The sequence below is a fragment of the Burkholderia stagnalis genome (assembly GCF_902830275.1).
In the GTDB taxonomy this organism is placed as follows: Bacteria; Pseudomonadota; Gammaproteobacteria; order Burkholderiales; family Burkholderiaceae; genus Burkholderia; species Burkholderia stagnalis.
In genome coordinates, this window is record NZ_CADESW010000004.1 from 321,288 (window position 1) to 345,375 (window position 24,088).

Genomic DNA, 24,088 nt, shown 5'->3' on the forward strand with positions numbered 1-24,088 from the left:
CTTCGATCAGAACCGGCGATGCGGCACACGACGCGCGGCGCCACTGGCGCCGCGCGCGCACGAGAAGACGAAAGCAAGGCCTACGAGGAAGAACAATGAAATCCAGATTCGATAAATGGATGATGCTGCTCGCCGTCACGGCGGCGGCAGGCGCGACGCAGGCGCAAACGCGCGTCGCCGGCAACCCGCTCGACGCCCTCCCCCAGATCAACGCGCCGAAGAAAGGTCCGAACGTGACCGTGCAGGTGGCACCGCAAGCCCCTCAACTGCAGGAACTGCTTTCGCGTCACCTGACGCCGACCACGTTCCAGGTCGAAGGCGTCAAGTCGGTGCCGTTCGAGGAGATCTCGCGCCGCTTCACCCCGCTCGTCGGCAAGGACATCACGATCGGCGAACTGATCGAGACCGCCAACGGCGTAACGAAGCTGTACCAGGAGCGCGGCTACGCACTGTCGTTCGCGTTCATTCCCGCGCAGACGTTCGACAGCGGCGTCGTGCACGTGACCGTCGTCGAAGGCTATGTGTCGGACGTGAAGGTCACCGGCAAGCCCGGTGCGATGGAATCGAAGATCCGCGCGATCGCCGCGCACATCACCGCCGATCGTCCGCTGCGCCGCGCGACGTTCGAGCGCTACGTGAATACGTTCGGCCTGCTGCCCGGCGTGTCGGTGAAGGCCAACGTGCCGCCGCCGCAAACCACCGACGGCGCGACGACGCTCGAACTGAACGTCGAGCGCAAGGCGTTCAACATCAGTTCCGGCATCGACTTCAACCATCCCGGCGTGCAAGGCCTGATCACCGCGACCGAGAACGGCCTCACGTCGTTCGGCGAGCAATTGAGCATCTCGGCGCTGGTGCCGCCGGGGCGCGACAAGGTGACCTACGTCGCGTTCAGCGGCGCGGTGCCGGTCGGCAGCAGCGGACTCGTCACGCGCCTCGACGCCAGCACGTATCGCGGCAAGCCGACCGACAACCCGGGCCTGCCGTCGTATGTCGAGCGCACCGTGAAGAACGAGAAGCTCGGTCTTTCGGCATCCTATCCGTTGCTGCTGAACAATCAGCGCAGCCTGCTCGGCACGGTGTCCGGCTACGCGTCGCACAACGAGGATCGCTACCAGAACCAGATCACCGGCGCGACCCTGGAAAACCGGTCGCAGGTTCGCGTGCTGCAGATGCAGCTCGACTACACGAGCGTAGGCCCGAAACAAGTCCGCAAGCTGAGCGTCAACGTCGCGAAGGGCTTCGATATTCTCGGCGCGTCGAAATCGCAGGACATCACCGTCGGCAATACGACGACGTCGCTGCCGAGCCCGATCTCGCTGACCTTCGTGCGCACCGGCGCGACGTACACGCAGACCAACGAGTGGCCGTTCCGGATCGGCACGTCGGTGTCGCTGACGGGCCAGTACAGCCCGGATTCGCTGCCGACGTCCGAGCAGATCTCGTTCGGCGCGCAGCGCTACGCGCTCGGCTACCAGCCGGGCGAAACGTCCGGCGATTCGGGATGGGGCATGTCGCTCGAGGTCAATCGCGCCTTCTCGCCGGGCTGGACCTACCTGAAGACGATCACGCCATACGTCGCGTACGACATGGCGCGCGTCTACCTGCATGCCGGCACGCCGCAGCCGAACCGGCTGTCGTCGGTGGGCATCGGCGTGCGGCTGAGCGACAGCCGCTACTACAACCTCGACCTGTCGGTGGCGAAACCGGTCGGCGATGCGCCGGTCGAAAGCGCGTCGCGCAGCCCGCGCATCAACGCTGCGTTCTCGTACCAGCTCAACTGACCGGTGCCCGCGCGGTAGCATGCCGCGCGGGCTGTTTGGATTAGAGTCCCCTCTATCAAACGCAGCGCCCGGTTTCACGTATTCTGCCGAGAGCTCGCAACATGCCACCGCCCCATGCAGACGGTCGTGCGAGCCGCTCGAAACGACATGCGAAACAAGGAGGAAGACGATGATTCAACTGACCCGCCCGTTGCGTACGATGGCCCTCGCCGGCGCGCTGCTCGCCTGCACTGCCCACGCATTCGCACAAGCCGACAGCCCGGTCGGCATGTGGCAGACGATCGACGACAGCACGGGCAAGCCGAAGGCGCTCGTGCAGATCGCCACGGATTCGGACGGCTCGCTGTCGGGCAAGGTCCTGAAGGGCCTCGGCGAAAGCGATACGCCCGATCGTCGCTGCACCGCATGTACGGACGAGCGCAAGGATCAGTTGATCAAGGGCATGACGATCATCAAGGCGATGAAGAAGGACGGCGACACGTGGGATGGCGGCAACATCCTCGACCCGGAAAACGGCAAGGTCTACAAGTGCAAGATGACGCTGCAGGACGGCGGCCAGAAGCTGGTCGTGCGCGGCTACATCGGCGTATCGCTGCTCGGCCGCTCGCAGACGTGGGTTCGCCAGCCATAACGATGTGCGCGCCGCCGCGCGCCGCATAAAACAAATCGGCCTGCGACGGTGTCGCAGGCCGATGTCTTTTCAGGGCCGATATTCACGCAACGCCGGCGATCATGCCGCGCGCTTGAGGACCTCCGCACCATATGCGCCCTGCGCTGCCAGATGCGCGGGCACGGCGATGCTGCGCGCTTCCGCCGCTTTCGATTGCGCATGCTTGCGCATCCGCGTGGACAGCGTGTTGCACAGATTCATGCCCGCTTCGCCATACAACGTGCGCATCACCTGCATCAGCGCGCCGGTTTCGTGCCAGACCTTGAAACGGCGATGGCATGTCTGATACGACGGGTAGCGGCGCGGCATTGCGGACCAGGTCGCGCCGCTGTAAATGACCCAGAGTACGCCGTTCATCACGGCGCGCGTGTTGGCGAGCGGCCGGCCGCGCAACTCGGTGCGCGGCTGCATTTCCGGTAGAAGCGACGCGACGCGCTGCCACTCGTTGTCGGTGAGATCGCGATACGGTGTCATGGGCATCTCCAGCCTTGGTAACCATGACACAACGATATCGGGTCAACCCTGAGTTGAATATAAGACTAGTCCGAAAATGAGACGCGATGCAGTCGAATTAACCGGAATTGACCATTGAATGCGACAAATTCGCCCATCACGCCCGTTGTACGCGCTCAGGTCAGCGAAGTATCGACGATGCGCCGCGGCGTCTCCAGATACTCCTTCGACTGCATCTCGACGATCCGCGAGACCGTGCGCGCAAACTCGTTGGCCATCGGGCCTTCGACGTACAGCGATTCGGCCGGCACCGCCGCGGACATCAGCAGCTTGACCTTGTGGTCGTACAGCACGTCGATCAGCCACGTGAAGCGACGCGCCTCCGACGCCATCCGCGGCGACATCTGCGGCACCTCCGACAGCACGATCGCGTGGAAGCGGCTTGCGAGCTCGAGGTAATCGTTCTGCGAGCGTGGCCCGCCGCACAGCGTCGCGAAATCGAACCACACGACGCCATCGGCCTTGCGCAGCGCCTTCAGCTCGCGCTTCTCGATGTGCAGGATCGGGCTCTCGTCGGGCACCGCGGCGAGCTTCGCGAACGCGTGGCGCAATGCGCGGTCGGCGTCCGCGCCGAGCGGCGTGTGATACATCTGCACCTGCGCGAGCGTGCGCTGGCGATAGTCGACGCCCGCGTCGACGTTGAGCACGTCGAGCTTGTCCTTGAGCAGCGCGATCGCCGGCAGCATCCGGTCGCGATGCAGGCCGTCCGGATACAGGTCGTCCGGATCGTAGTTGGACGTCATCACGAACTGCACGCCATTCGTGAACAACCGGTCGAGCAGGCGATACAGGATCATCGCGTCGGCAATGTCCGACACGTGGAATTCGTCGAAGCAGATCAGCCGGTAGCGCTTCGCGATGCGGCGTGCGAGCTCGTCGAGCGGATCGGCCTGCCCCTTCAGTTCCTCGAGCTCGCGGTGCACCTCGCGCATGAACTCGTGGAAATGCAGGCGCGTCTTGCGCTGCACCGGCACGACCGCGAAGAAGCTGTCCATCAGGAAGCTCTTGCCGCGCCCGACGCCGCCCCACATATAGACGCCGCGCGGCAGGTCCGGATGGATGATGAGTTTCTTGAACGCATTCGAGCGGCGCGCCTTGTACGCAACCCACTCGTCGTAGCAGCGCTGCAGGCGGTCGATCGCCGCGCGCTGCGCGGTGTCGGACTGGTAACCGCGCGTGGTCAGCTCCCGCGCGTAGTATTCGGTGACGTTCATCGGGCAAACCAAAAAAACGAAGGCGAGCGGGAAACCCCGCCCGCCTTCGTCATGTAACGGTGGCGCCGGCCAGTCGCCGGCCGGCGCCATGTCACGCTTAGCTGTTCAGCGAGCGCTTGTCGACAGCCAGCGCCGCTTCGCGCATCACTTCGGACATCGACGGGTGCGGATGGCAGATGCGGGCGATGTCTTCCGACGCCGCCTTGAACTCCATCGCCACCACGGCTTCCGCGATCAGGTCCGACGCGTTCGCCGCTATCACGTGCACGCCGAGCAGTTCGTCGGTCTTCGCATCCGCAATCATCTTCACGAAGCCGTCCGGCGCGTTCATGCCGAGCGCGCGGCCGTTGATCGAGAACGGGAACTTGCCCGACTTGATCTCGCGGCCTTCCGCCTTCAGCTGCTGCTCCGTCTTGCCGACCCACGCGATTTCCGGGTACGTGTAGATCACCCACGGAATGCAGTTGTAGTCGATGTGCGGCTTCTGGCCGTCGATCACTTCCGCGACCAGCACGCCTTCGTCTTCCGCCTTGTGTGCGAGCATCGGGCCGCGCACCACGTCGCCGATCGCGTACACGTTCGGCACCGCCGTGCGGCAGTGATCGTCGACGTCGATGAAGCCGCGCTCGTTCGCCTTCAGGCCGATCGCCTCGAGGCCGAGGTTGTCGGTGTTCGGCACGCGGCCGACCGACACGATCAGGCGGTCGGCGTCGAGCGTCTGCGCGTTGCCGTCCTTGTCGGTGTAGGCGATCGACACGCCGTTCGCGGTCGTCTTCACGTCGCCGATCTTCACGCCGAGATGAATGTCGAGGCCCTGCTTCTTGAACAGCTTGGCCGCTTCCTTCGCGAGCGCGTCGTCGGCTGCGCCGAGGAACGCCGGCAGCGCTTCGAGCACCGTCACTTCGGCGCCGAGGCGGCGCCACACCGAGCCGAGCTCGAGGCCGATCACGCCCGCGCCGATCACGGCGAGCTTCTTCGGCACCGAGTCGAACGTCAGCGCGCCTTCGTTGTCCGACACGATCTTGTTGTCGACCGGGATGCCCGGCAGGTGACGCGCCTTCGAGCCCGTCGCGATGATCACGTTCTTCGCGGTGACGACTTCGGTTTCACCCTCGCCGCTCACTTCGATCTGCACGCCGGCGTCGGTCTTGCCGGTGAACTTGCCGTGGCCCTTCAGCCAGGTGATCTTGTTCTTCTTGAACAGGAACTCGATACCGGACGTCATCTTCTCGACGATCCCGTCCTTGCGGCCGAGCATCTTCGCGAGGTCGATCTTCACGCCGTCGACGCTGATGCCGTGGTCGACGAGATGGTGCGACGCGTTCTCGAACTCTTCCGACGACGCGAGCAGCGCCTTCGACGGAATGCAGCCGACGTTCAGGCAGGTGCCGCCGAGCTTCAGCGCGCCGGCCGGGTTCTTCCACTTTTCGATACAGGCAACGGTCTTGCCCAGTTGAGCGGCGCGGATCGCGGCGATGTAGCCGCCCGGGCCGGCGCCGATCACGACGACGTCAAATTCCTTGGACATGGCAATCCTTTCTTCTTGTGCGTCCGCACGGGCGCGCGAGGCCGCGCGCCCGCGGGAGCGGGTCAATGCAGGTGGCGTGGCTTACAGGTCGAGCAGCAGACGGGCCGGATCCTCGAGCGCATCCTTCATTGCGACGAGCGACAGCACCGCTTCGCGGCCGTCGATGATCCGGTGGTCGTACGACAGCGCCAGGTAGTTGATCGGACGGATCACGATCTGGCCGTTCTCGACGACTGCGCGCTCCTTCGTCGCGTGCACGCCGAGGATTGCCGATTGCGGCGGGTTGATGATCGGGGTCGACAGCATCGAGCCGAACACGCCGCCGTTCGAGATCGAGAACGTACCGCCGGTCATTTCGTCGATCGACAGCTTGCCGTCCTTCGCCTTCTGGCCGAACTCGGCGATCTTCTTCTCGATGTCGGCGAGGCTCAGCTGGTCGGCGTTGCGCAGGATCGGCACCACGAGGCCGCGCGGCGAGCCGACAGCGATACCGATGTCGAAGTAGCCGTGATAGACGATGTCGTTGCCGTCAATCGACGCGTTCACGAGCGGGAACTTCTTCAGCGCATGGACTGCCGCCTTCACGAAGAACGACATGAAGCCGAGCTTCACGCCGTGTTCCTTCTCGAACTTGTCCTTGTACTTGTTGCGCAGCTCCATGACCGGCGCCATGTTCACTTCGTTGAACGTCGTCAGGATCGCGTTGGTCTGCTGCGACTCGAGCAGACGCTCGGCGATACGTGCGCGCAGGCGCGACATCGGCACGCGCTGCTCCGGACGGTCGTTCAGCCAGGTCGTCGCCGACGCCGGCACCTTCACTTCCGGCAGCGCCGGCTTCGCAGCGGCCTTCGCCGGTGCGGCGGCCGGGGCAGCCTTCGGTGCGCTGCCTGCGGACAGCACGTCGCCCTTCGTGATACGGCCGTCGCGGCCCGAGCCTGCGACGTCGCCTGCGGCGAGGCCCTTCTCGGCCAGCAGCTTCGACGCGGCCGGCGATGCGGCAGCGGTGCTCGACGCAGCGGCGGCAGCCGGTTGCGCGGCCGGTGCGGCGGCAGCGGGTGCGGCGGCCGGCTGGACTTCGGCTTCGCCAGCCGCGGCTGCGACTGCACCTGCCTTCGCTTCGGTGTCGATCGTCGCGATCAGCTGATCCGCGACCACCGTGTCACCGTCGTTCTGCAGCACTTGCGCGAGCACGCCCGCAGCCGGTGCCGGCACTTCGAGCACGACCTTGTCGGTTTCGAGTTCGATCAGGATTTCGTCCTGCGCGACCGCTTCGCCGGGCTTCTTCTTCCACTGCAGCATGGTGGCTTCCGACACCGACTCCGACAGCTGGGGGACTTTGACTTCTACGATAGCCATGTGATTTTCCTGGATGCTTAATCTGGGTAATGACGAGCTGGCGACTCTTCCGGCCGGTGCGGCGCGCAACGCGTCCAGCGGGCCAAAAGATTCGGGAAAGCGCGATGCGCTTTCCCGTTTCGCTTCCTTCGCTTATTTCGCGATCGACGCGCTCTTCAGGCGGCCGAATGCACCTTCGACGAGGGCCTTCTGCTGCTCGTAGTGCTTCGCGTAATAGCCGACTGCCGGCGAGGCCGAAGCCGGACGGCCGCTGTATGCCAGCTTCTGCCCTTCCTTCATGCCTTCCTTCAGATGGTGTTCGACGTAGAACCACGGGCCCTGGTTTTGCGGCTCGTCCTGCACCCAGACCACTTCCGTCGCGTTCTCGTACTTCTTCAGCTCAGCTTCGAACTGCTTGTGCGCGAACGGATACAGCTGTTCGATACGGATGATCGCAACGTCGTTCGCCTTCGCTTCGCGGCGATGTGCGACGAGGTCGAAGTACACGCGGCCCGAGCAGGCCAGCACGCGCTTGACCTTCTTCGCGTCGATGCCGCCGTCGATCTCGCCCAGCACCGGCTGGAACGAACCCTTCGCCAGTTCCGACAGGTCCGACACGGCTTCCTTGTGACGCAGCAGCGACTTCGGCGTCGCGATGATCAGCGGCTTGCGGAACAGGCGGATCATCTGGCGGCGCAGCAGGTGGAAGATCTGCGCCGGCGTCGTCGGCTGGACGACCTGCATGTTGTGATCCGCGCACAGTTGCAGGAAACGCTCGATACGGGTCGACGAGTGTTCCGGGCCCTGGCCTTCATAGCCGTGCGGCAGCAGCATCGTGAGACCCGACACGCGGCCCCACTTCACTTCGCCCGACGAGATGAACTGGTCGATCACGACCTGCGCGCCGTTGACGAAGTCGCCGAACTGCGCTTCCCACAGCACGAGCGTGTTCGGCTCGGCGGTCGAGTAGCCGTATTCGAAGCCCAGCACCGCTTCTTCCGACAGCACCGAGTCGATCACCGTGAACTTCGCCTGGCCTTCGGCGATGTTCTGCAGCGGCACGTACGTGCCGTCGTTCCAGCGCTCGCGGTTCTGGTCGTGCAGCACCGCGTGGCGGTGCGTGAACGTGCCGCGGCCCGAGTCCTGGCCCGTCAGGCGCACCGAGTAGCCCGATGCGACGAGCGACGCGAACGCGAGGTGCTCGGCCATGCCCCAGTCGAGCGGCTGGTCGCCGCGCGCCATGTTGCGGCGGTCGTTGATCACGCGCTCGACGAGCGGGTGAACCTTGAAATCTTGCGGAACGGTCGTGATGCGTTCGCCGAGGCGCTTCAGTTCGGCGAGCGGCACGGCCGTGTCGGCTGCGTCCGTCCACTTGCGGTTCAGGAACGGCATCCAGTCGACCGCGTACTTGCTCTTGTAGTTCGAGAGCACCGGGTCGATCGTGTGATGGCCGTCGTCCATCGCCTTGCGGTACGCCTTCACGTAGCCGTCGGCGTCGTCCGCGCTGATCACGCCCTGCTGCACGAGCTTCTCGGCGTACAGCGCACGGGTGCCCGGGTGCTGCGCGATCTTCTTGTACATCAGCGGCTGCGTGACCGCCGGCGTGTCCTGCTCGTTGTGGCCCAGCTTGCGGAAGCAGACGATGTCGATCACGACATCCTTGTGGAACTGCATCCGGTAGTCGATCGCGATCTGCGTCGCGAGAATCACGGCTTCCGGATCGTCGCCGTTCACGTGCAGCACCGGCGCCTCGATCATCTTGACGACGTCGGTACAGTACAGCGTCGAGCGCGCATCGCGCGGGTCGGACGTCGTGAAGCCGATCTGGTTGTTGATGACGATGTGCAGCGTGCCGTGCGTGCCGTAACCGCGCGTCTGCGCGAGGTTCAGCGTTTCCATCACGACGCCCTGGCCCGCGAAGGCCGCGTCGCCGTGGATCTGCACCGGCAGCACCTGCAGGCCGTCTTCGTCGCCGCGACGGTCCATCCGCGCCTTCGCGGAGCCTTCGACCACCGGGTTCACGATTTCGAGGTGCGACGGGTTGAACGCGAGCGACAGGTGAACCGGGCCGCCTTCGGTCGATACGTCCGACGAGAAGCCCTTGTGGTACTTCACGTCGCCGGCCGGCAGGTCGTCGACGTGCTTGCCTTCGAATTCGGCGAACAGGTCGGCCGGCATCTTGCCGAGCGTGTTGACGAGCACGTTCAGGCGGCCGCGGTGGGCCATGCCGATGACGATTTCCTGCACGCCCTTCTTGCCCGAGTGCTGGACGACTTCGTCCATCGCCGCGATGAAGCTTTCGCCGCCTTCGAGCGAGAAGCGCTTCTGGCCGACGTACTTGGTGTGCAGGTAGCGCTCGAGGCCTTCAGCGGCCGTCAGGCGGTTCAGGATGTGCTTCTTCTCGTCTGCCGAGAAGCTCGGCGTCGCACGGGTCGACTCCAGGCGCTCCTGCCACCAGCGCTTCTGCTCCGGATCGCTGATGTACATGTACTCGGCGCCGATCGTGCCGCAGTACGTGTCGCGCAGGCCCTTGACGATGTCGCGCAGCGAAGCCTGGTCGAAACCGAAGTACAGGTTGCTCGCGCTGAACGTCTGGTCGAGGTCGGCCTCGGAGAAGTCGTAGAACGCGGGTTCGAGTTCGGGAATGGCGGGACGTTCGCGACGCTTCAGGGGATCGAGATTGGCCCATTGCGAGCCAAGGAAGCGATAGGCGCTGATGAGGGACTGGACGTGGACCTGCTTGCGTGCAGTCGCCAGGTTGCCGCCGCTTTCGCGCGGGATGAAGGCATTGGCCTTCGCACGCTGGGCGAACGACTCGACGATCGGGTGGTGCGCCACGTCGCTGGCGTTCGAACCGTCCGTTGCAGGCACATTCTGCAACGCGTCGAAATACTCTCGCCAGTTCTCGGGCACTGACGCCGGATTATCGAGATATGCATCGTACAGTTCTTCTACGTACGAAGCATTGCCGCCGAACAGATAGGAGTTCAGCTGAAACTGCTTCATTACATCTGACATTTTTACGCTCACCTTTCTTCGAGCTTCTCGAGAAATAGCGGGTTGCTCAACCTTCCGCGACACGGCCTGACCGTTTAGCGGATTGCGAATCAAGTCTTGCTTGGAAGGACCTAAAACTTGCGTGCGCGCAGCATATCACAGAACCAATACAGGAGTTCATGCACAACCATGCAAAAGCGAGGCGCGGCGGGGGTTTGGCCCGATTGCCCAGCCCCCGTGAAAGAGTGTTTTGCAGGCACGCCGATTGCATGTCGCGCGGATGCGAAAAAGCCGCCCGAAGGCGGCTTTTTTCATGATGCCCGGATCGCTCCGGCGCGCATCAGTCGACCGCGCCTTCGCGGCTCGCGCGGCGACGCTCGTGCTCCTTCAGGAAGCGCTTGCGCAGGCGGATCGACTGCGGCGTGACCTCGACGAGTTCGTCGTCATCGATAAACTCGACCGCGTACTCCAGCGACATCTGGACCGGCGGTACGAGACGCACGGCTTCGTCGGTACCCGACGCGCGAACGTTGGTCAGCTGCTTGCCCTTGATCGGATTCACGACGAGGTCGTTGTCGCGGCTGTGGATGCCGATGATCATGCCCTCATAGAGCGCATCGCCCGGCTTCACGAACATGCGGCCGCGATCCTGCAGCTTCCACAGCGCATACGCCACGGCCGCGCCGTCGTCCTGCGAGATCAGCACGCCGTTGCGGCGCTCGCCGACCGAGCCGTCCTTGACCGGTGCGTACGAGTCGAAGATGTGGCTCATCAGGCCCGTGCCGCGCGTGAGCGTCAGGAATTCGCTCTGGAAGCCGATCAGGCCGCGCGCCGAGATCTTGTACTCCAGGCGCGTACGGCCGCGGCCGTCCGACGCCATGTCGAGCATCTCGCCCTTACGGCGGCCGAGCTCTTCCATCACGCCGCCCTGGTGCTCGTCCTCGAGGTCGACCGTCAGCAGTTCGTACGGCTCGTGCTTCGCGCCGTCGATTTCCTGCATCACGACGCGCGGACGCGACACGGCCAGCTCGTAGCCTTCGCGGCGCATGTTCTCGACGAGAATCGTCAGGTGCAGTTCGCCGCGGCCCGACACTTCGAACACCGTTTCGTCGCCCGTATCGCGCACGCGCAGCGCGACGTTGTGGTTCAGTTCCTTCATCAGGCGGTCGCGGATCTGGCGGCTCGTCACGAACTTGCCTTCACGGCCCGCGAGCGGCGACGAGTTGACGAGGAAGTTCATCGTCAGCGTCGGCTCGTCGACGGTGATCATCGGCAGCGCTTCCGGCGTATCGACCGCGCAGATCGTCGCGCCGATGCCGACGTCTTCGATACCGTTGATCAGCACGATGTCGCCCGCTTCGGCCGACTCGACCTGCACGCGCTCGAGCCCCTTGAACGACAGCACCTGGTTGATCTTGCGGTTCAGCACGTCGCCTTCCGGGCCGAAGCGCATCACGACCGGCTGGCCCGGCTTGATGCGGCCGCGCGTGATGCGGCCGACGCCGATCCGGCCGACGTACGTCGAATAGTCGAGGGACGTGATCTGCAGCTGCAGCGGCGCTTCCGGGTCGGCCGGACGCACCGGCACGTGCTGGAGGATCGCCTCGAACAGCGGGCGCATGTCGCCTTCGCGCGCAGCCGGGTCGAGCGACGCGTAGCCGTTCAGGCCCGACGCGTAGACGATCGGGAAGTCGAGCTGCTCTTCGGTCGCGCCGAGCTTGTCGAACAGGTCGAAGGTCTGGTTGATCACCCAGTCGATGCGCGCACCCGGACGGTCGATCTTGTTGACCACGACGATCGGCTTCAGGCCGAGCGCGAGCGCCTTCTTCGTGACGAAGCGGGTCTGCGGCATCGGGCCCTCGACCGCGTCGACGAGCAGCAGCACCGAGTCGACCATCGACAGCACGCGCTCGACTTCACCGCCGAAGTCCGCGTGCCCCGGGGTGTCGACGATGTTGATGTGCGTGCCTTCGTATTCGACCGCGCAGTTCTTCGCGAGAATCGTGATCCCGCGCTCCTTTTCGATGTCGTTCGAGTCCATCACCCGCTCGGCGACTTGCTGGTTGTCGCGGAAGGTGCCGGACTGGCGAAGCAGTTGGTCGACGAGCGTCGTCTTGCCGTGGTCGACGTGAGCGATGATGGCGATGTTGCGAAGGGCGCGGGTCATATGAACCTGAAAATCGTTTGGATGCGCAAATACGCACGCCCGTTCGACACGTGCGTGCGTGATGCAGCTTGGAAAGCCTGAAATTATAGCACGTGAGAATGACACCGGCGGTCTGCACGCTGCGCCGCAACAAAACGGACCCGTGAGCGCGTGCCGACGAATGCGCCGGGCGCCCGCCCCGCGCCGCCGCCCGCCCTTCGGAGAAAAACCCTCTGGGCTGTAGGACATTGAGCAGCGGGCGAGCAGGCGTTCGATCGTTCGATTAACATGCGCCAACATTTGCCGTGACAAGCATTTGCGCCTACACTGCTGCCTAGTCAACTATTGCAGTTTCATGGTTTTATGTCGGATTCCACCTCTCCCCAATCGCAGCCCGTGTCACTGTCGACCTATCAGGTGAACGATAGCGTCGGCTACCTGATGTCGCGCGTGAAATCGCTGATGACCAACCTCGTGTCGCAGCGCACGCAAGGCGAACTCGGCATCACCGGCACGCAGGCCAGCATGCTGTTCATGATCGCGGTCGGCAAATGCTCGACGGCCGCCGAGCTCGCCCGCGAGTACGGGATCGACGCAAGCGCGGTCACACGCCTGCTCGACCGCGTCGAGAAGCGCGGCCTGCTGTCCCGCGTGCGCAGCGTCGAGGACCGGCGCGTCGTGCGGCTCGAACTGACCGACGAAGGGCGCGCGCTCGCCGAACGGCTGCCGCCCATCTTCCGCAGCGTGCTCGACCAGTTGCTGGACGGCTTCACGCCGGAAGAAGTCGGCTTCCTGAAAAGCATGCTGCGCCGCATTCTCGGCAATGCGTGCGAGACAACCGGCTGCAGTGCGCCGTAATAATTGCCATAACAACCATCTTTGACAGATTAATGTAAGGAAATCCTTGCAGTGTCCATCATTCATTCCGAGTCAGGGATCAGCGCGATGAAATCCTCCCCGTTGCCCGTGCGTGCCGGATCGTGCCGTACCGCCGTCGCCGCCGCCGTCGCCGCGCTGGCGCTGGCCGGCTGCGCAAACTACTTCGGCATCAAGAGCGACAAGCAGATCGCTCCCGCGTCGCAATTCGAAACCGCGCAGAGCCTGCCCGCCGAAGGCGGCAAGTGGCCGTCGCTCGACTGGGCTGCCCAGTTCGGCGATCCGCAATTGCCGAAGCTGATCGACGAGGCGCTCGCCGGCAATCCGTCGATCGCCCAGGCGCAGGCGCGGATCGCGAAGGCGTCGTCGTATATCGAATCGTCGCGCTCGACGCTGATGCCGCGGGTCGACGCCAAGTACACGTGGAACCGCCAGCTCTACTCGAGCAACGCACTCTTCCCGCCGCCGCTGGGCGGCCAGTGGTACAGCGAGAACAACGCGCTCGCGAGCGCGTCGTGGGACCTCGACCTGTGGGGCAAGAACCGCGAGCGCCTGCACACGGCCGTGTCGCAGGAAAAGGCGGCCGAGGCCGACATGCAGCAAGCGCGCGTCACGCTTGCGTCGTCGATCGCGCGCACCTACAACTCGCTCGCGCAGCTCTATGCGCTGCGCGACATCGCGCAGCGCGAGATCGCCAACCGCCAGACGGTCGGCAAGATCACCGACGGCCGCGTGTCGGCCGGCCTCGACACCAACGTCGAACGCCAGACCGCGCGCGGCAACATCGCGACCACCCAGGCGTCGCTGTCCGACCTCGAAGGCCAGATCACGACGGTGCGCTACCAGCTCGCCGCGCTGCTCGGCAAGGGGCCTGACCGCGGGCTGCAGATCGCACCGCCGGTGCTGAACCCGGGCGGCGCCGTCGCGCTGCCCGACAACCTGCCGGCCGACCTTGTGTCGCGCCGTCCGGACATCGTCGCCGCGCGCTGGCAGGTCGAAGCCGCGATGCACGACGTGAAGGAAGCGAAGGCCGAGTTCTACCCCGACGTGAACCTCGCGGCGGGCTTCGGCTTCGACGCGTTCGGCTGGGGCAAATTCCTGAACTTCGCGAGCCGCCAGGCGCAGTTCAGCCCCGCGATCCACCTGCCGATCTTCGACGGCGGCGCGCTGCGCGCGCAACTCAAGGGCCGCTATGCGGACTTCGACCTGTCCGTCGCGAACTACAACCAGACGCTGATCGGCGCAATGAACGACGTCGCGACGCAGGTCGCGTCGATCCGCGCGATCGACAGGCAGATGGACGACGCGCAGCGCGCGCTCGACGCATCGACGCGCGCCTACGACCTGGCCGTGATCCGCTACAAGGCCGGCCTGTCGCCGCAACTGCAGGTGCTGAACGCGGACAGCAACCGGCTCGCGTCGGAGCAGACCGTGACCAACCTGAAGATGCGGCGCCGCGACATGCAGTTCGCGCTGATCAACGCACTCGGCGGCGGCTTCGACGCCACCGGCACCCGCCTCGCCGCGCCCGATGCCGACCGCGCCGCGCAGGCGAAGACCACACAACAGGCCGCGAACTGAACCGGCCCAATCACAACGCAGACACTCGAATCAACGGACGGAGAAAATCGCCATGAGCGACCCTCAACAAAACGCCGCCAGCGCCCAGCCGCAAAGCAACGTCAAGCGCAAACGGATGATGACGCTGCTCGTCGCGGTCATCGTGATCGCGGCCATCGCGTACGGGCTGTACTACTTCCTCGTCGCGCGCTTCCACGAGTCGACCGACGATGCGTACGTCAACGGCAACGTCGTGCAGATTACGCCGCAGGTCGTCGGTACGGTCGTCGCGGTGAAGGCCGACGACACGCAGACGGTCAAGGCCGGCGATCCGCTCGTGGTGCTCGACCCGGCCGATTCGCAGGTCGCGCTGCAGCAGGCTGAAGCGAACCTCGCGCAGACGGTGCGCCAGGTGCGCGGCCTGTTCGTTAACGACGACCAGTATCGCGCGCAGGTCGCGCTGCGCCAGTCGGATCTGTCGCGCGCCGAGGACGACCTGCGCCGCCGCGTCTCGGTCGCGCAGACGGGCGCCGTGTCGCAGGAGGAGATCTCGCACGCGCGCGACTCGGTGAAGGCCGCGCAGGCATCGCTCGACACCGCGCAGCAGCAGCTCGCGTCGAACCGCGCACTGACCGCGAACACCACGATCGCGACGCACCCGAACGTGCTCGCGTCCGCCGCGAAGGTCCGCGACGCGTATCTCGCGAACGCGCGCAACACGCTGCCCGCGCCCGTCACCGGCTACGTCGCGAAGCGTTCGGTGCAGGTCGGCCAGCGCGTGTCGCCCGGCACGCCGCTGATGTCGGTCGTGCCGCTGAATTCCGTGTGGGTCGACGCGAACTTCAAGGAAGTCCAGCTCAAGCACATGCGCATCGGCCAGCCGGTCGAGCTGACGGCCGACATCTACGGCTCGTCGTTCGTCTATCACGGCAAGGTCGTCGGCTTCTCGGCCGGCACCGGCTCGGCGTTCTCGCTGCTGCCGGCGCAGAACGCGACCGGCAACTGGATCAAGGTCGTGCAGCGCCTGCCGGTGCGGATCGAGCTCGATCCGAAGGACCTCGACAAGCATCCGCTGCGGATCGGCCTGTCGATGCAGGTCGACGTCGACATCAAGGACGAAAGCGGCAACCAGCTCGGCAACGTGCGGAACACGGTCTACCAGACCGACGTGTTCGCGAAGTACGGCGACGAAGCCAACGCCGAGATCGCGCGCATCATCGCGGAGAACGCGGGCACCGGTACGCCGGCGCCGGCCGCGGCGAAGCCGAGCGGCATCGCGAAGATGATGTAAGCGCGCCGTTCCCGGAAAACAACCGACATGGCACAGACTCCTGTCTCCCACCCGCCCTTGCAGGGCGGGCAGCTCCTGATCGGCACGATCGCGGTGTCGCTCGCCGTGTTCATGAACGTGCTCGACACGTCGATCGCGAACGTGGCAATCCCGACGATCTCGGGCGATCTCGGCGTGTCGGCCGATCAGGGCACGTGGGTCATCACGTCGTTCGCGGTCGCGAACGCGATCTCCGTGCCGCTCACCGGCTGGCTCACCGATCGCTTCGGGCAGGTTCGCCTGTTCCTCGCGTCGATCATCCTGTTCGTCATCTCGTCATGGATGTGCGGACTCTCGCCGTCGCTGCCGTTCCTGCTCGCGTCGCGCGTGCTGCAGGGCGCCGTCGCGGGTCCGATGATCCCGCTGTCGCAAGCGCTGCTGCTGTCGAGCTACCCGCGCGCGAAGGCGCCGATGGCGCTTGCGCTCTGGGCGATGACGACGCTGATCGCGCCCGTCGCCGGCCCGATTCTCGGCGGATGGATTTCGGACAACTACTCGTGGCCGTGGATCTTCTACGTCAACATCCCGGTCGGCATCGCCGCCGCGGCCGCGACATGGATGATCTACCGCAAGCGCGAATCGACCGTGCGCCGCGCGCCGATCGACGGCGTGGGCCTCGCGCTGCTCGTCGTCTGGGTCGGCTCGCTGCAGATCATGCTCGACAAGGGCAAGGATCTCGACTGGTTCGCGTCGACGACCATCATCGTGCTCGCGCTGACCGCCGTCATCGCGTTCGCGTTCTTCGTCGTCTGGGAACTCACCGCCGAGCATCCGGTCGTCGACCTGTCGCTGTTCCGCATGCGGAACTTCACCGGCGGCACGGTGGCGCTGTCGATCGGGTACGGCCTCTACTTCGGCAACCTCGTGCTGCTGCCGCTGTGGCTGCAGACGCAGATCGGCTACACCGCGACCGACGCCGGCCTGGTCATGGCGCCTGTCGGACTGTTCGCGATCCTGTTGTCGCCGCTCACCGGGAAGTATCTGCCGCGCACCGATCCCCGCTATATCTCGACTGCGTCGTTCCTGATCTTTGCGCTGTGCTTCTGGATGCGCTCCCGCTACACGACCGGCGTCGACGAATGGTCGCTGACGCTGCCGACGCTCGTGCAGGGCATCGCGATGGCGGGCTTCTTCATCCCGCTCGTGTCGATCACGCTGTCCGGCCTGCCCGCCCACCGCATTCCGGCGGCATCAGGCCTGTCGAACTTCGTGCGGATCATGTGCGGCGGCATCGGCACGTCGATCTTCCAGACCGCGTGGGATCACCGGAACAACTTCCATCACGCGCAACTGGTCGAGCAGGCGAACGCGTACAACCCGACGTTCAACCAGGCCGTCTCGCAGATGGGCAGCCTCGGCCTGACCCAGCAGCAGGCGCATGGCCTCATCAACAACATGGCCACGCAGCAGGCCGCGCAGCTTGGCGTGAACGACCTGTTCTACATTTCGGCGGCGATCTTCGTGCTGCTGATCGCGCTGATCTGGATCACGAAGCCCGAACGCGCGGGCGGCGGCGATGCAGGCGCGGCGGCATCGGCCGCGCACTGAGCGCCGAACACCTCGCGACAAAACAAAAGGCCCGGTCGACAACGACCGGGCCTTTTTTCATGCTGCCGGCGACGCGGATGCGCCGCTTCCTCGGTTCAACTCATGCCGCCGCAGTTACGACGAGCCGTTCGGGCGCCAGCACGCCATTCGCCGCGCGGGCCACGCCGAGCAGCCGCGTCGCGTCGTACACGCGCACCCGCTCCCCCTCGTTCGCGTCGATCGTCCCGAGCTCAGACAAGCGCAAGCGCTGGCCATGCAGGAAGCGCTTCGCGCATTCGTCGTCGAGACGCACCAGCGGGAACGTCGACAGCAGCGCGTCGACCGGCTGCAGCCATGCGTCGCGCGCCGCGGCATCGGCGTCGGACAGCGTGTCGAGCGTCACCGCGTGATCGAGCGTCAACGCGCCGACGCCGGTACGGCGCAGCATCGTCAGGTGCGCGCCGCAGCCGAGCGCCTCGCCGATGTCTTCCGCCAGCGTGCGCACGTAGGTGCCCTTGCTGCAGGTCACGCGAAACGTCACGTCGGGCAGATCGCATGCCAGCAGTTCGAGCACGTGGATCGTGACCGCACGCCCTTCGCGTTCGACCGTCTGGCCCGCGCGCGCATATTCGTACAGCGGCTTGCCGTCGCGCTTGAGCGCCGAATACATCGGCGGCACCTGCACGATCTCGCCGGTAAAGCGCGCGAGCGCCGCATCCACTGCCGCGCGATCGCACTCGACCGGGCGCGTGTCGAGCACCTCGCCCTCCGCGTCCCCGGTGGCGGTACGCACACCGAGGCGCATCGTCGCCTCGTAGGTCTTGTCGGCTTCGAGCAGGTCTTGCGAGAACTTCGTCGCTTCGCCAAAACACAATGGCAACAAGCCGGACGCCAGCGGATCGAGCGTGCCGGTGTGGCCGGCCTTCTTCGCAAGATACAGGCGCTTGGCGCGAATCAGGGCATCGTTGCTCGACAGGCCGACCGGCTTGTCGAGCAGGAGGACGCCGTCCAGCGCGCGCCGGGGCACGCGCGGACGTTGGGATGCTGCATTCGTCATAGGCCGGGCGAACTCAATCGTCCTTTGCAGGCGCCGCGCCGGCTTCGTCGTCGTCCTTCGCGCGCGTTGCGTTGGCCTCTTCGATCAGGCGCGACATGGCCACCGCCTTCTCGATCGTCTGGTCGTAATGGAAATGCAGCGTGGGCACCGTATGGATGTGCAGGCGCTTGAACAGCAGGTTATGCAGATGGCCGGACGCATGGTTCAGCGCCTCCTGCGTGTCCGCTGGCTTGCCGGTCAGCGTCGTGAAGTACACCTTGGCGTGCGCGTAGTCCGGCGTGAGTTCCACGCTCTGGATGGTCACGATGCCGATGCGCGGATCCTTGACCTCGCGCATGATGAGTTCGGACAGGTCGCGCTGAATCTGGTCGGCGATCTGCACGTTGCGATTGGGAGAAGTACGTTTCCTGGACATGATCGATCCATGCTCCGTTATTCGGGGCAAAGTAGGCAACCCGCTTTGCGGGCCGCCATGAAAATGGGCGGGACAGGCCCAAGCCTGCCCCGCCCATGAGCCGATGCGCGATGATTACAGCGTACGCGCGACTTCGGTCACTTCGAAGACTTCGAACTGGTCGCCTTCGACGATGTCGTTGAAGTTCTTCACCGACATACCGCACTCGAAGCCTTGTCGGACTTCCTTGACGTCGTCCTTGAAGCGCTTCAGCGATTCGAGTTCGCCGGTGAAGATCACGACGTTGTTGCGCAGCACGCGCACCGACGACGTACGCTTGACCACGCCGTCCGTGACCATACAGCCCGCGACCGCGCCGATCTTCGGCACCTTGAACACCTGGCGCACCTCGACCATGCCGGTCACGACTTCGCGCTTCTCCGGTGCCAGCATGCCCGACATGGCCGCCTTCACCTCATCCACGGCGTCATAGATGATGTTGTAGTAACGGATGTCGATACCGTTCGACTCGGCAAGCTTGCGCGCCTGTGCGTCGGCACGGGTGTTGAAGCCGATGATGACCGCCTTCGAGGCCGTCGCCAGGTTGACGTCGCTTTCGCTGATGCCGCCCACCGCGCTGTGCACGATCTGCACGCGCACTTCGTCGGTCGACAGCTTGAGCAGCGACTGCACCAGCGCTTCCTGCGAGCCCTGCACGTCCGCCTTGATGATGAGCGGCAGGTTCTGCACTTCGCCTTCGCCCATCTGTTCGAGCATGCTTTCCAGCTTCGCGGCCTGCTGCTTCGCCAGCTTCACGTCGCGGAACTTGCCCTGGCGGAACAGCGCGATTTCGCGCGCCTTGCGCTCGTCCGGCAGCACGATCACTTCCTCGCCGGCGCCCGGGACTTCCGACAGACCCTGGATCTCGACCGGAATCGACGGGCCGGCTTCCTTCGTCGGCTTGCCGTTCTCGTCGAGCATCGCACGGACGCGGCCGTACGCCGTGCCTGCGAGCACGATATCGCCGCGGTTCAGCGTACCGGACTGCACCAGCATCGTCGCGACCGGGCCCTTGCCCTTGTCGAGCTTCGCTTCGATCACGATACCCTTGGCCGGCGCCTCGACCGGTGCCTTCAGTTCCAGCACTTCGGCCTGCAGCAGCACGTTCTCGAGCAGATCGTCGATGCCCGCGCCCGTCTTCGCCGACACCGGCACGAACGGCGAATCGCCGCCGTACTCTTCCGGCACGACGCCTTCCGCGACCAGTTCCTGCTTGACGCGGTCGGGGTTCGCTTCCGGCTTGTCGATCTTGTTGATCGCGACGACGATCGGCACGCCGCCCGCCTTCGCGTGCGAGATCGCTTCCTTCGTCTGCGGCATCACGCCGTCGTCGGCCGCGACCACCAGAATGACGATGTCGGTCGCCTTCGCGCCGCGCGCACGCATGGCCGTGAACGCCTCGTGACCGGGGGTGTCGAGGAACGTGACGACACCACGCGGCGTGTCGACGTGATACGCGCCGATGTGCTGCGTAATGCCGCCCGCTTCGCCCGCCGCCACCTTCGCGCGACGGATGTAGTCGAGCAGCGAGGTCTTGCCGTGGTCGACGTGACCCATCACCGTGACGACCGGCGGACGCGGCAGCTGTTCCGCATCCGTGCCGGTCTCGCCTTCGACGAGCAGCGCTTCCGGATCGTCCAGCTTCGCGGCAACCGCGCGATGGCCCAGTTCCTCGACGATGATCATCGCCGTTTCCTGGTCCAGCACCTGGTTGATCGTGACCATCTGGCCCATCTTCATCATCACCTTGATGACTTCGGATGCCTTGACGGACATCTTGTGCGCGAGGTCGGCCACCGAGATGGTTTCCGGCACGTGCACTTCACGGACGATCGGTTCGGTCGGCGCCTGGAACGACGATGCGCTGTCCTGGTGACGGCCGCGCCCCTTCGGGCCGCCGCGCCAGCCGCGGTCGACGCCGCCGCTCGAATCGCCGCGGGTCTTGATGCCGCGACGCTTCGCGGCGTCGTCCTGCCAGCCGCCCTTGCCGGCGCCCGGCTTCTTGTTGCGGTCGCCCGCGCCTGCCGGCGCCTGCGTGGTCGCAGGCGCTGCGCCGGCCGGCTTCTTCGCCGCCGGACGCGCTTGTGCACCTTCACCCGCCGGCTTGGCCGGCTTGTGCAGCGTGCCCTTGGCTTCGGCCGGCTTCGCCGGTTCCGCCGGCTTCGGCGGTTCGACGGCCTTGACCACCGCCTTGCGCGGCGTGTTCATCATTTCGCGGATCGCACGCGCTTCGGCCTCGGCGGCCGCGCGGCGCTTGCTGATCTCTTCCTGCTCGGCGCGTGCCTTGTCAGCCGCTTCGCGAGCAGCATCCTCGGCCTTCTTCGCGGCTTCGCGCTGGGCGGCGCGTTCGGCTGCGGCACGCTCTTCGTCCTGCGACGACTGCGTGCGCGCTTCCTGCTCCGCTGCGGCAGCCTGCCGTGCAGCCACCTGCTCCTGCTGGGCAGCCGCCTGCTTCGCCGCCGCGGCTTCCGCCGCGGCACGCTTCGTGGCGGCCTCTTCCTCGGCGCGGCGACGCTCCGCTTCGGCCGCTTCCTCGCGGGCGCGGCGCTCGGCTTCCTCGCGTTCGAGGCGCTCCTGGCGCTCGCGCAGTTCCTGCGCCTGCTTCTCGAGCAGCTCGGCCTCGCGGCGCGCTTCTTCCTCGCGACGCTTCAGTTCCGCATCGTCATCCGCTTCGGCGGCCTGCGCCTGACCCTGATCCGCGACATCGCTCACGTCGTCGCGCTTGACGAACGTACGCTTCTTGCGGACCTCGACCTGAATGGTGCGAGCCTTGCCCGTCGCGTCGGACTGCTTGATCTCCGACGTATGCTTGCGGGTCAGCGTGATCTTGCGCTTGTCGCCATCGGTCGCGCCGTGCGACTTGCGCAAATGATCGAGCAGACGCGCCTTGTCCGCCTCGGACAGCGCATCGTCTTCACTCGCTTTCTGGACGCCCGCTGCCTGCAGCTGTTCGAGCAGCACACCAGCAGGCATTTTCAGTTCCGCGGCAAATTGGGCTACGTTGTTACTCGCCATTCATTCCTCTTAGTGCAAGGACCGATTCCTTGCGGTTAGCATCGGGTCAGGCCTTCCGGCCGCCATCAAATCAGTGCGCCATGGTCATTTCTCACTGGAACCAATGTTCACGTGCTTTCATGATCAACGCCTTAGCGGCATCCTCTTCCATCCCGGTCAAGTCGACCAGTTCATCCACTGCCAGCTCCGCGAGATCGTCGCGCGTGGCCACACCGTGTTCGGCCAGCTTCGAGAGCAACTCCGGCGTGATGCCGTCGAGGCTCTTCAGATCCAGCGCTGCGTTTTCGACCTTTTCTTCGTTCGCGATCGCCATCGTCAGCAGCGCGTCACGCGCGCGGTTGCGCAGCTCGTGCACGGTATCCTCGTCGAATGCCTCGATCTCGAGCATTTCGTTGAGCGGCACGTAAGCGATCTCTTCGAGGCTCGTGAAGCCTTCGTCGATCAGGATGTCGGCAACTTCTTCGTCGACGTCGAGACGCGCCATGAACAACGCACGCAGCCTGTCGCGTTCTTCACCCTGCTTCTGGGCGGACTCGTCCGGCGTCATGATGTTGATCTGCCAGCCGGTCAGCTCGCTGGCAAGGCGAACGTTCTGACCGCTGCGGCCGATCGCGACAGCGAGTTCGTTTTCGTCGACGACGACGTCCATCGAATGTCTTTCTTCATCGACGACGATCGACTGGACGGCTGCCGGCGCGAGCGCGCCGATCACGAACTGGGCGGGATCCTCCGACCATAGCACGATGTCGATATTTTCGCCACCGAGCTCGTTGCGCACGGCCTGCACGCGCGAGCCGCGAATGCCGACGCAGGTGCCGATCGGATCGATCCGCTTGTCATACGCGATGACGCCGATCTTCGCGCGCACGCCCGGGTCGCGCGCCGCCGCCTTGATCTCGAGCAGGCCCTGCTCGATCTCCGGCACTTCCATTTCGAACAGCTTCATCAGGAATTCCGGCGCGGTGCGCGACAGCTCGATCTGCGGGCCGCGCGCAGTGCGGTCGACCTTCGCGATGTACGCGCGCACGCGGTCGCCCACGCGCAGGTTTTCCTTCGGGATCAGCTGGTCGCGGCGCAGCAGCGCCTCGACACGGCCCGATTCGACGATGAAGTTGCCCTTGTCCAGGCGCTTCACCGTGCCCGTCATGATCTTTTCACCGCGCTCGAGGTAGTCGTTCAGGATCTGCTCGCGCTCGGCGTCGCGCACTTTCTGCAGGATCACCTGCTTCGCAGCCTGCGCGCCGATGCGGCCGAACTCGATCGACGGCACCGACTCCTCGATGTAGTCGCCGACTTCGACGTCAGACTTCTGCTCACGTGCCTCGAACAGCAGGATCTCGCGATCCGGCTCCTGCAGGCCGGCTTCGTCAGGCACGACGAGCCAGCGACGGAAGGTTTCGTGCTCGCCGCTTTCGCGATCGATATGGACGCGGATTTCGGCGCCTTCGTCGAACAGCTTCTTGGACGCCGAAGCGAGCGCCGCCTCGAGGGCGCCCAGCACGACATCCTTGTCGACGTTTTTCTCGCGCGCCAGCGCATCCACCAGCATCAACACTTCGCGACTCATTATTTGCGGCTCCTAAAGTCAACTTGCGGAATCAGGCGGGCTTTGTCGATGTCTGCCAGCGTGAAATCCAGCATGGCCGCCTCGCCCTTCTTCCTCTCAAATTCCAAACCGATCGTTTCGCCATTCGGCGCATGCAGAATGCCCCGGTAGGTCTTGCGCCCATCCAGCGGCTTTTTCAGGGTCACGGAGACTTCGCTGCCGGCGAAGCGCTCGAAGTCGGCCAGCTTCTTCAACGGGCGGTCGAGCCCCGGGGACGAGACTTCGAGCCGTTCGTAATCGATGTTTTCGACCGTCAAGACGTGCTGGAGCTGACGCGTGACCTTTTCGCAATCGTCGAGCGAAATGCCGGCAGGCTGGTCGATATAGATGCAAAGCATGCCGCGCCCGGTGCGCTCGAGATCCACCAGCTCGTAGCCGAGTCCGGTGACCGTGGTTTCTATCAGTTCCGTCAGTTGCACAGTGCCCTCTCAGGTGTTCGCGCCCGCCGCTCGCGAATTCACCCGCGGGCGCGCGCC

Annotated in this window: 17 protein-coding genes; 6 read left to right on the top strand and 11 right to left on the bottom strand. The window is 65.2% G+C overall.

Features of this window, described 5'->3' with window-relative positions; genetic code table 11:
- Positions 1 to 95: 95 nt before the first annotated feature.
- Complete coding sequence (locus HWY45_RS10595; protein ID WP_059886152.1) at positions 96 to 1,784, top strand: ShlB/FhaC/HecB family hemolysin secretion/activation protein; 1,689 nt, start codon at positions 96 to 98, stop codon at positions 1,782 to 1,784.
- 169 nt (positions 1,785 to 1,953) lie between these two features.
- The gene (locus tag HWY45_RS10600) at positions 1,954 to 2,415 is read left to right on the top strand and encodes a DUF2147 domain-containing protein (protein ID WP_059886154.1); all 462 of its coding nucleotides are present in this window, start codon (positions 1,954 to 1,956) and stop codon (positions 2,413 to 2,415) included.
- 99 nt (positions 2,416 to 2,514) lie between these two features.
- On the opposite strand, the gene HWY45_RS10605 is transcribed toward HWY45_RS10600, so the two are convergent.
- The 6 genes from HWY45_RS10605 to typA form a co-directional block, all read right to left on the bottom strand.
- Positions 2,515 to 2,928, bottom strand: coding sequence for a transposase (locus HWY45_RS10605; RefSeq protein WP_059886156.1), 414 nt, complete (start codon positions 2,926 to 2,928; stop codon positions 2,515 to 2,517).
- A 155-nt stretch (positions 2,929 to 3,083) separates the two neighbouring features.
- Positions 3,084 to 4,181 carry a cell division protein ZapE gene (gene zapE, locus HWY45_RS10610; RefSeq protein ID WP_059560181.1) on the bottom strand — a complete coding sequence of 366 codons (1,098 nt, stop codon included), beginning with the start codon at positions 4,179 to 4,181 and terminating at the stop codon, positions 3,084 to 3,086.
- 97 nt (positions 4,182 to 4,278) lie between these two features.
- Positions 4,279 to 5,709 carry a dihydrolipoyl dehydrogenase gene (gene lpdA, locus HWY45_RS10615; RefSeq protein WP_059807169.1) on the bottom strand — a complete coding sequence of 477 codons (1,431 nt, stop codon included), beginning with the start codon at positions 5,707 to 5,709 and terminating at the stop codon, positions 4,279 to 4,281.
- Between the two features lie 81 nt (positions 5,710 to 5,790).
- The gene (gene odhB / locus HWY45_RS10620) at positions 5,791 to 7,065 is read right to left on the bottom strand and encodes a 2-oxoglutarate dehydrogenase complex dihydrolipoyllysine-residue succinyltransferase (RefSeq protein WP_059560175.1); all 1,275 of its coding nucleotides are present in this window, start codon (positions 7,063 to 7,065) and stop codon (positions 5,791 to 5,793) included.
- A gap of 132 nt (positions 7,066 to 7,197) precedes the next feature.
- Entirely contained in the window at positions 7,198 to 10,062 is a 2,865-nt protein-coding gene (locus HWY45_RS10625; RefSeq protein ID WP_059560172.1) for a 2-oxoglutarate dehydrogenase E1 component, read from the bottom strand.
- Positions 10,063 to 10,381: 319 nt separating this feature from the next.
- On the bottom strand, positions 10,382 to 12,208 hold the full coding sequence (gene typA / locus HWY45_RS10630; protein ID WP_059886157.1) for a translational GTPase TypA: 1,827 nt from the start codon (positions 12,206 to 12,208) through the stop codon (positions 10,382 to 10,384).
- A gap of 342 nt (positions 12,209 to 12,550) precedes the next feature.
- Between typA and HWY45_RS10635 the strand changes: the two genes are divergently transcribed.
- From HWY45_RS10635 to HWY45_RS10650, 4 genes are all read left to right on the top strand, one after another.
- Complete coding sequence (locus tag HWY45_RS10635) at positions 12,551 to 13,045, top strand: MarR family winged helix-turn-helix transcriptional regulator (protein ID WP_059560164.1); 495 nt, start codon at positions 12,551 to 12,553, stop codon at positions 13,043 to 13,045.
- An 87-nt stretch (positions 13,046 to 13,132) separates the two neighbouring features.
- Positions 13,133 to 14,644, top strand: coding sequence for an efflux transporter outer membrane subunit (locus HWY45_RS10640; protein WP_059886159.1), 1,512 nt, complete (start codon positions 13,133 to 13,135; stop codon positions 14,642 to 14,644).
- 52 nt (positions 14,645 to 14,696) lie between these two features.
- Positions 14,697 to 15,914: an HlyD/EmrA/EmrK family protein gene (locus HWY45_RS10645; protein ID WP_059886161.1), complete on the top strand. Its 1,218-nt coding sequence runs from the start codon at positions 14,697 to 14,699 to the stop codon at positions 15,912 to 15,914.
- Positions 15,915 to 15,941: 27 nt separating this feature from the next.
- The gene (locus tag HWY45_RS10650) at positions 15,942 to 17,501 is read left to right on the top strand and encodes a DHA2 family efflux MFS transporter permease subunit (protein ID WP_059560157.1); all 1,560 of its coding nucleotides are present in this window, start codon (positions 15,942 to 15,944) and stop codon (positions 17,499 to 17,501) included.
- Between the two features lie 100 nt (positions 17,502 to 17,601).
- Here HWY45_RS10650 and truB read toward each other — a convergent pair whose 3' ends face one another.
- From truB to rimP, 5 genes are all read right to left on the bottom strand, one after another.
- Complete coding sequence (truB, locus tag HWY45_RS10655) at positions 17,602 to 18,537, bottom strand: tRNA pseudouridine(55) synthase TruB (RefSeq protein ID WP_059886163.1); 936 nt, start codon at positions 18,535 to 18,537, stop codon at positions 17,602 to 17,604.
- A gap of 13 nt (positions 18,538 to 18,550) precedes the next feature.
- Positions 18,551 to 18,952, bottom strand: coding sequence for a 30S ribosome-binding factor RbfA (gene rbfA, locus HWY45_RS10660; RefSeq protein ID WP_059560151.1), 402 nt, complete (start codon positions 18,950 to 18,952; stop codon positions 18,551 to 18,553).
- 114 nt (positions 18,953 to 19,066) lie between these two features.
- Positions 19,067 to 22,006, bottom strand: a complete 2,940-nt coding sequence (infB, locus tag HWY45_RS10665) for a translation initiation factor IF-2 (protein ID WP_059560148.1) — start codon at positions 22,004 to 22,006, stop codon at positions 19,067 to 19,069.
- Between the two features lie 91 nt (positions 22,007 to 22,097).
- A complete protein-coding gene (gene nusA, locus HWY45_RS10670; protein ID WP_059886165.1) occupies positions 22,098 to 23,573 on the bottom strand; it encodes a transcription termination factor NusA in 1,476 nt (491 codons plus the stop codon).
- Positions 23,573 to 24,031: a ribosome maturation factor RimP gene (gene rimP, locus HWY45_RS10675; RefSeq protein ID WP_006764492.1), complete on the bottom strand. Its 459-nt coding sequence runs from the start codon at positions 24,029 to 24,031 to the stop codon at positions 23,573 to 23,575. The genes nusA and rimP overlap by 1 nt, the downstream gene beginning before the upstream one ends.
- Positions 24,032 to 24,088: the final 57 nt, after the last annotated feature.

Bases quoted from the DNA above. Each gene is read 5' to 3' on its own strand.
- HWY45_RS10645 (WP_059886161.1), top strand. From the start codon at position 14,697: ATGAGCGACCCTCAACAAAACGCCGCCAGCGCCCAGCCGCAAAGCAAC.
- typA (WP_059886157.1), bottom strand. From the start codon at position 12,208: ATGACCCGCGCCCTTCGCAACATCGCCATCATCGCTCACGTCGACCAC.
- nusA (WP_059886165.1), bottom strand. From the start codon at position 23,573: ATGAGTCGCGAAGTGTTGATGCTGGTGGATGCGCTGGCGCGCGAGAAA.
- rbfA (WP_059560151.1), bottom strand. From the start codon at position 18,952: ATGTCCAGGAAACGTACTTCTCCCAATCGCAACGTGCAGATCGCCGAC.
- HWY45_RS10595 (WP_059886152.1), top strand. From the start codon at position 96: ATGAAATCCAGATTCGATAAATGGATGATGCTGCTCGCCGTCACGGCG.
- infB (WP_059560148.1), bottom strand. From the start codon at position 22,006: ATGGCGAGTAACAACGTAGCCCAATTTGCCGCGGAACTGAAAATGCCT.
- HWY45_RS10600 (WP_059886154.1), top strand. From the start codon at position 1,954: ATGATTCAACTGACCCGCCCGTTGCGTACGATGGCCCTCGCCGGCGCG.
- zapE (WP_059560181.1), bottom strand. From the start codon at position 4,181: ATGAACGTCACCGAATACTACGCGCGGGAGCTGACCACGCGCGGTTAC.
- HWY45_RS10635 (WP_059560164.1), top strand. From the start codon at position 12,551: ATGTCGGATTCCACCTCTCCCCAATCGCAGCCCGTGTCACTGTCGACC.
- truB (WP_059886163.1), bottom strand. From the start codon at position 18,537: ATGACGAATGCAGCATCCCAACGTCCGCGCGTGCCCCGGCGCGCGCTG.
- HWY45_RS10650 (WP_059560157.1), top strand. From the start codon at position 15,942: ATGGCACAGACTCCTGTCTCCCACCCGCCCTTGCAGGGCGGGCAGCTC.
- HWY45_RS10605 (WP_059886156.1), bottom strand. From the start codon at position 2,928: ATGACACCGTATCGCGATCTCACCGACAACGAGTGGCAGCGCGTCGCG.
- HWY45_RS10640 (WP_059886159.1), top strand. From the start codon at position 13,133: ATGAAATCCTCCCCGTTGCCCGTGCGTGCCGGATCGTGCCGTACCGCC.
- HWY45_RS10625 (WP_059560172.1), bottom strand. From the start codon at position 10,062: ATGTCAGATGTAATGAAGCAGTTTCAGCTGAACTCCTATCTGTTCGGC.
- odhB (WP_059560175.1), bottom strand. From the start codon at position 7,065: ATGGCTATCGTAGAAGTCAAAGTCCCCCAGCTGTCGGAGTCGGTGTCG.
- lpdA (WP_059807169.1), bottom strand. From the start codon at position 5,709: ATGTCCAAGGAATTTGACGTCGTCGTGATCGGCGCCGGCCCGGGCGGC.